The organism is Streptomyces sp. MnatMP-M17 (genome assembly GCF_900091995.1).
GTDB lineage: Bacteria > Actinomycetota > Actinomycetes > Streptomycetales > Streptomycetaceae > Streptomyces.
Map to the genome: position 1 here is coordinate 1 of NZ_FMDK01000174.1, position 7,173 is coordinate 7,173.

General features: G+C 69.9%; 5 protein-coding genes. All 5 read right to left on the bottom strand.

Features of this window, described 5'->3' with window-relative positions; all coding sequences use genetic code 11:
- Positions 1-534 precede the first annotated feature (534 nt).
- The gene (locus GA0115259_RS08695) at positions 535-1,626 is read right to left on the bottom strand and encodes a hypothetical protein (protein ID WP_093593289.1); all 1,092 of its coding nucleotides are present in this window, start codon (positions 1,624-1,626) and stop codon (positions 535-537) included.
- Between the two features lie 455 nt (positions 1,627-2,081).
- Complete coding sequence (locus GA0115259_RS08700) at positions 2,082-2,834, bottom strand: AbiTii domain-containing protein (protein WP_141716494.1); 753 nt, start codon at positions 2,832-2,834, stop codon at positions 2,082-2,084.
- On the bottom strand, positions 2,831-3,886 hold the full coding sequence (locus tag GA0115259_RS08705; protein ID WP_093593297.1) for a hypothetical protein: 1,056 nt from the start codon (positions 3,884-3,886) through the stop codon (positions 2,831-2,833). Before GA0115259_RS08705 ends, GA0115259_RS08700 begins: the two co-directional genes overlap by 4 nt.
- A 255-nt stretch (positions 3,887-4,141) precedes the next feature.
- The gene (locus GA0115259_RS08710; protein ID WP_093593300.1) at positions 4,142-4,780 is read right to left on the bottom strand and encodes a hypothetical protein; all 639 of its coding nucleotides are present in this window, start codon (positions 4,778-4,780) and stop codon (positions 4,142-4,144) included.
- A 3-nt stretch (positions 4,781-4,783) separates the two neighbouring features.
- A partial coding sequence (locus tag GA0115259_RS08715; protein ID WP_093593303.1) for a DnaB-like helicase C-terminal domain-containing protein occupies positions 4,784-7,173 on the bottom strand: 2,390 nt, incomplete at its 5' end.

A 7,173-nucleotide genomic window follows, 5' to 3' on the forward strand; every position in this document is an offset into this window, starting at 1 on the left:
GGGGCGGTGCCGGCTGGGCGGGTCGGCGGGCGCGGGCCAACGCGCCTGCCGGGGAGTCCTGAAACGGGTTCGGGCTTGCGACCAGGGCCGTCAGGAGAACACCGGCGGTTTGACCGTCGGTGGTGTGCTGGTACCACCGTCTTTCTGAAGGGGCCTGGGCCGCAAGTCGGCTGGAACAAACGGTGAGCCGCCCAGGGCGCTGTGCGCGCGGACGGCACCGTCGCCAGCACGGTGGGCAGGGGCGGGCGGGGCGCCGAATTTCGTGGCGGGACGGGGAACATCCGCGGGGCCAGGAAGCCGCATAACAGGCATACGGTGCGCTGGGGCGGGGCGGCGGGGTGCGCGAGCGTGGAAGGCTGTGTGCCGCGCAGCCCGCACCGGGCCTTGCGGCCCGCCCCGGATCCGTGTGCCGAAGTCGTACGGGCAGCCCGGGGTCCTTCCTAAGCGCCTGCCCCACCCGTGCGGGACGGCTTCCCGATGTGTTCCTGGTACCTGCGGGCTTCTATGACCAATTCGCCTCCCGCCTCGATCAGTTCATGTGGCCGGCCGCTTACCGTGCGCAGGTGCAGGACGTGTTCCACGACCTGCGTGGTCGTCCAGCGAGTCGAGCCATGCCCGGACCGTTTCCTCCTCGGGCCGTTCCGGGAAGAAAGCAAGGAACTCGACGAGACCGGCACGGCCGGTGGCGGCTGCGATCCTGTCCCGGCTCCGGACCACTGCGGGGGTGCGGCCCGCCGTCGCCAAGGCGGCGCGCATGTCCCGGTGTCCGACGGTGATGTCGAGGTGCGGCGGCAGCGGGCTCACCTCGTGACGGCCGGTGACCAGAACGGGGATAGCCACGGTGCGCACCCACTCCTCGAGAAGCTCCAGCTCGTTGACGACGATGGCCCACACGCCAGTGTGGGGTCGCTGCAGGGACACGGTCGGCCACACGGAGAAGGGGATGCGGGCGCCGCGCGGGGCGCTGGCGAGGACGTCGCCCTCCAGCAAGGGCAGTCCGTCACCCGGCTGGGGCCCGTGTTTGAGGGGAAGGGCGACGGTCAGGCCGCTGCGCGGATCGTCGGGGTGCACGGCGCCGAGCCGGGTCGCCGCGACAGCGGGAGCGCGGTGCTTGGCTACGTTGGTGTAGACGGCGAGGAGCCGCAGCGGATGCTCGTCGGGGGTGCGGCGCTGGAACGGCTGCAGCCGCTCGATGCGCTGCGCGAGCGGCGTGCCGGCATTCATCGGCGGAAGCTGCCGTCGCCTGCGGTTGCCGAACCACTGGGCGAGGGCAGCGGCGTCACACGTGGCCGGCATCTCCACACTCTTCGCCTCCTCTTCCGTCAGGGGGCGTCCGAGAGCGGCCTCGACCTCCGCGTACAGGGTGTGTTCCAGCGCGGCCCGCAACTGGGTGAGGGCGTCGGCCACGAGCCGGGGGATCGCCTGCGGGAGCGGAGCGACCTCCTGGACCACGACGTCCACACGGTCACCGTTGCTCACTTCGGCGAACGTGATCGTCCCGTGCTCGGTGTAATCGTGTGTCAGCCGCAACAACCGCTCGATCGTGTGGTCGACGTGAGCCAGCGTCGCCACCACATGGAGTTGGTGGTCGGGCAGCCAGGAACAGTCCGCGTCGCGCAAGCTCATGCAACGACCCTATAGCCACCGAACTCCCCGACCTTCCCGTCCCTCTCACATCCATGCCGCACAGCAGCCGCCTGCAGTCCGCGGTGCTCGCCCTCCTCCCTGCCGTTCCTGGGTCCGCGCGTACGACCTGGCGCTGCTCCCACCAGCCGCCATTGATCTACCAGGCGTCGGCGGCGAACGCTCTACAGCGCGCTTCCGCGTTGTGTGGGGGTGGTCTGGGTTCATGCCCGGGTTGCGATGCCCGGACGCGTTCGATGCCCTCGCCGGGGAGGACACCGGACTTGAAGGACAGCATGGAGAAGTGATTGCCGACCTGAAGGCCGTAGCGCTCGCCGGGGTTGAGCAGGTCAAGACAGGTTCGCAGCCCCGTGAGGAGCGCTGGGGCCTCGGGGGTGCGGGGGACGGATGGTGGGTGCCCGTCACCAGAGTGGCCCTTGTCGTGGACGGGGATGGAGTTAGCGCCGTCGTCGCTGCCACCAGCGCTGTTGTACACCGGCTGAGGCGCTGGCTGTTGCGCCTTGGTCGGCGTGGGCGAGCGAAGCGGTGAGCGTGACGGGCGAGTTGTCGCCGGTCGTGATGCTGATGTTCTGAACGGCCCTGTGGACCTGCTCAGGGGTAGGTGTGCCGGAGCCGGCCGGCATCGTGGAACGCAGTTCGGCGACGAACTGCGTGAGGCGAGTGCGGACTTGGTCGAGGATGTCGTGCAGGACGGAGGGAGAGACCGCCCAGTACAGGTCGTCGATGACGATGGCTTGGCTGCGGTACTTTTGCATCGCGCTCATCAGCGTGCGCAGTTCGGCCGCGCCGGGAAGGCTGAGGTGGACTGCCTGGCCGGGCGGGGTCCGTTCGATCAGGTTCTGGAGCTGGCCGACGCCGTACGGGATGGTCACTTCTTCGTTGATCGTGCCCCGTGTGATGTCGGGGAGGTGCAGGGCGCTGATGGTTTCACCGTGACGTTGCCAGGTCAGCGAGTGTGAGTCGGCCTGGATGGGCGCGCGCGGGCGTCGGTAGTCCGGAACGCTGGAGGCGGGTTTGCCTCCGTAGCCCTCGAGTTCGCTGAGTGCCCATTGCTTCAGGGGCTGGGAGGCCGCGTGGCCGCCGATGACGAGCGCGAGGCGCAGCAGTCCAGCGAGCGGGACGGTGTCGTCGAGGACGCCTTGCTCCAGCTGCTCCACGGGCTGCGGCCCCTGGCGGGTGGGCTCGGTCATCTACCCAGCGCAAGGTAGGCGACGATGGCGCTGGCTGCCGTTCCCACGGCGCTGACGGCGCCCCAGAAGATGCCGCTGCGATACCACGGCGCGGGTGTGGCCACGGCAATCTGGTCTGCTGGTGCCGGCTGGCCGGCGCTCGCGTGGCCGCCGTGGGAGGCGTGGGCGTAGGGGGCGTTCACCGTGACGGGTGAGTTGTCGCCGGCGGTGACCCGGACCGAAGGGCCTGGCTGGGGTTCCTGCGGCGCGGGGAGGTGGCCTCTTCGGCTCATGACGTTCATCAGCTCCTTGTAGCCGTCGAGTACGGTATCGCGGACCTGGGAGAGATCGCGCAGAGCTTGGGCGTACCGTTCGGGGTCGGTGCGCCGCCACTCCGGCGGGACCTCGGTGTATGCGGCGTCGTGGTCGGGGGTGAAGATGCCGTTGATCTCGTCGACGAGACGGGCCAGAGCTTCCATGAAGCCCTGATGTGCCGCTTCGAGTTCCGGGTCGACGAAGTCGATGACATCGCGCTGCAAGGCTTCCAGGGCCGAGTCGACGCCCTCGGCGACGAAGCCGGGGATGCGCCGCATCGGCATCCGCCGGGAAAGCTGGACCAGCCAGGCAGCGTCCGCCGGTACCGCTTCGGCTACCCGCGCCGCCTTGGCCCGGTCGGAACCCGTGGCCGTCACCGATACTCCCTCTCGGTAGGCTGCCGCGACGAAGGCTTCCAGTGCCTGCCTGACGGCGTCGGTGTGACGGGTGAAGGCTACGTCGTCGAGAGCACACAGACGCTCCACGCTGCTGAAGTTCTGCATGTGCAGCTCGAATTGGGCATCGGCGGCAGCCCTGACTGCCGCATGGAGGGCCTCGGCCGCCACCGTGACATGAGGGGCGGCCGCCAGTCGCACCTCACGAAGCCGATCCTCCAGGTTCAGGACCGCCACATCCGTCTGAGCAACCGACTCCGGTACAGGCGCATCGGCCGACGGGGCGGGAAACGCCAGCCAGCCGCGGGTAAGAGCTCCTTGGCTTGCCTGAGTCGCCTGCAGGAACGTCGCGTTGTGGCTCATGGGCGGCCTTCCTCGTCACACTGTGATCGGTTGATTCTGCTCCACAGCAGACTCCGCTGTTGCGCGGAGGCACCCACGCAGCGGCGATGCCCGTCGCCACGCGCGCAGGGTCTCCCGCCGGAAGGCATCCGGTTGCTGCGAGGAAACGCAAGGCGCAGCACCTACCAACAGCGGCGAGAACAACCCCAGAAGGCAGACGAAGGTCATGACAGGGCCCTCGCCCCGACGGTCGCGGTGACGTCGGGACACTCTCCTTCAGGCACCGAGGCCGACGTAGGAGACGTAGGTGTAGGCGCCCCAGTCGGAGTCGAGCTCACTGATGATGTCGTCCCAGATCTCCTCGAGCCTGCCCTCGTCACCGGCTTCCATAGCATCGACCGACTCGTCCCAGATGTAGCGCACCGCGGGCAGGGTGCGGATGGCCTGCTCGCCTTCGAGGTTGGGGCGGCGGGCGTGCTCGTCGACCAGGGACTGGTTGACGGGGTGGATCTCGACCGCGGTGCCCTTTCCCTGGTTGTTGAGGTGCTGCTTGAAGGCGCCGAGGTTGTCCAGGATGCGCCGGGTGCGCAGGGTCCAGTACGCAGTGTCGACGAGCTCGAGGTTGGCCGGGCTGGGCTTCTGGGTGCCGGTGAACCAGTTCTTCAGGGCACGGGACTTGACGGTGATCCCGGCCTGCCGCATGGCCTCGACGCCGGCGTCGCTGTTGAGGTATTTCAGGCGCGCCTTCAGGCCGCGGGGGGAGGTGACGGGGGACTTGATGCCGCCCTCGATGATCTGACGTTCCAGGGCCTCTTCCAGGGCGCGGCCGAGCGCGACGCCGCCGCGGACGTTCTCGCGGGAGCGGTTCGCACCGTAGGTGCCGAAATTCTTCCAGCCGCTGTCGTCGTACGGCACCGGTTAATTCCCCCCGAGGGTGTAAAAGCGCTTCACCTTCATCTGAGTGGGCTTGCGGCCCTCTTCCCAGACTGTTTTCCAGTCGCCTCCGGCGACGTGGAGTTCGTCGACGCCGGATGCCTGGACCAGGATAAGACCCCCCTGATGGGCTTTCCATCCTTTCAGCCAGAGGCTTGCGAAAGCCTGTGAGCGGATGGTGTGGACCCACTCGGGTCGGCGGAGTTCGCGGTTCTTTCCTGATTCGCCGATCGTGGAAGTGAAACGGGAGTACATGGCCTTGACGTATTCCTCGGTGGCCGAGTCCTCGTTTTCGATCGCGGTCTGGCGGGCCTGCTGCAGGACACGGCGGAATTTCTCCAGGAGGGCTTCGGATGCGCCGGAGGTCCACGATTCCAGGATCCGGGGCGCCTCGCTCAGTTTGAGTTCAGAGCAGCGGATCAGGAGGCGGACGGTGGCCTCGTCCAGGAGGTAGGGGCCGGGCTCCTTGCGGTTGCCGATCGGGTTGGGCAGGTGGGCGTGGGGCCATACAAAGTGGTCGACGCGGTGGATCCCGGCGCGGCGGCGGTCGTAGCCCCCGCTGGGATCGTGCTTGAGTGCCCCGATGGGCAGGTGCGTCTTGAAGGCGGACAGGTAGGCCGCGTTGGTGTCCAGGCCGACCACGTCCAGAGGGTGGCGCTCCCCCTTCTTGACGGCCTCGTAGAGGGGGGCGTTACGCCATTTATGGCGGCCTTCCCAGATTCCATCGGCCTCGCCCTGTCCTGGCTTCGAGAGGAAATCCAAAGCGGGCGGATAAACGGTGTGGACGTAGCTTGCGCCGACCCGGGTGAGTTTGAACAGGGCCATCGAGTCCGGCACGGCTTTCTTCTGCAGCATCTTGACCGCGGCCTCGATGTCACCGCCCGCCTCGTCCAGAGCCTGCTCGACCGCCGCGGTGATCTTGTTGAGGAAGTAGGTGTAGTTCCGGCCGCCGGTGCCGGGAGTGTCCTCGGGCGGAGGCGTGTCGTCGCTGAACGACGCCGACGGCGCCTCCATGACCACCCCCTCGACCACACGCCGGGCCGGATCGTCCGTAACGGGCGCGGCACCGGAGGCCTCGGCAGCGGGGGTGGGGCCTCCCTCCGGCGTGCCGGTGGCGGGGACCGGCTGCGGCGCCGAAGCCTCCGGTGCCGGGGCGGTGGCGCTGGTGGGGGTATCGCGGTGAGCGGCGGTGAACACGGCCAGCGCGGTACCGAGGCGCTCGCCTTCCGGTGTGGCCGGCACCGGAGGGCGGCGGGCAGCGAGGCCGTCCAGAGCCTGGCGCAGCCCGGGCAGTTCACCCTCCCGGGCGGGCTCAGCGGAGGCCTCGCGCAGCGCGGCGAGCGCGCCGACCAGGCGGGCGGACAGGCCATGGCGGGTGCCGGAAGTGAACGGCAGTGCTGCGTCGAGGAGTTCGGCCTCCACAGCCGCGAACCCCTCCCCCTCGGCCGCCGGGACGGCTGGCGCGGGACCAGGCTGCAGGGCGACGTCCGGGGCGGCCTCGGCGGCCGGGTCGGCGGTGGCCTTCCCGGCCTTGCCTCCGCCGAACGTGCACGCGGTCTTCGGGTCCTGAGGGTGGGCGGGCGCGTCGGTGAAGCGGGCGCTCGCGAGATCGGCGCCCAGCGGCACGGTGGTCAGCTCGCCGAAGTCGCGTTCGGCCACCGTGACTTGGGCGTCGAGGCCGGTGCGGGTCAGGGTCAGGGTGAGGTGGGCGGCGTCCAGCGCGGCCAGGGCGTCGGCATCGGCGGTGTCGAGCACGGCCACCACCGGCATGTTCCGGGTGCGGGCCAGGTGCGCCAGCGCCCGGGCCGCCTCGGGCAGAGCGGGGCCGGACAGCGGGATGAACGGATCGGCCGCGTGCTGGAAGCGGTCGACGACGACCAGGGCCAGGCCCTCAACGTAGGGGGCAGTCTCGGCGATCGCCTCGGCGGTCAGGCCGGTGCCGTCGTCGACGTGCAGGTCGGCCGCGGTGAGCCGGGCCTGGACTGCGGCCGCGGCCTGCTGCTCGTCCGGGGTGAGGGCGCCGGTGCGCAGCCGCCGGTAGTCGAGTCCGGCCTCGGCCGCGATCACCCGCATCGCCACGTCCGTCCGCGACAGCCCCGACGCCGCGTACAGGACAGGGAGGTGGTGGGTGAGGGCGGTGTGCCGGGCGGCGTGCACAGCCAGGAGCGAGCCGCCGGCATGCGGCTCGGCCGCCACCACCGTCAGCATCCCACTCGGCAAGCTCCCCAACGCGGCGTCCAGGGCGTGCAGGCCGAACCCGAACCGCGGCACAGCCAGCGGCGCGACGGCCTCGGTCAGGGCCAGACCGGCAACTTCCCCCAGACCATGCAGTCGGCGCTGCCCACCGCCCCCGGCCGCCGGGGCCGCCTCGGCCG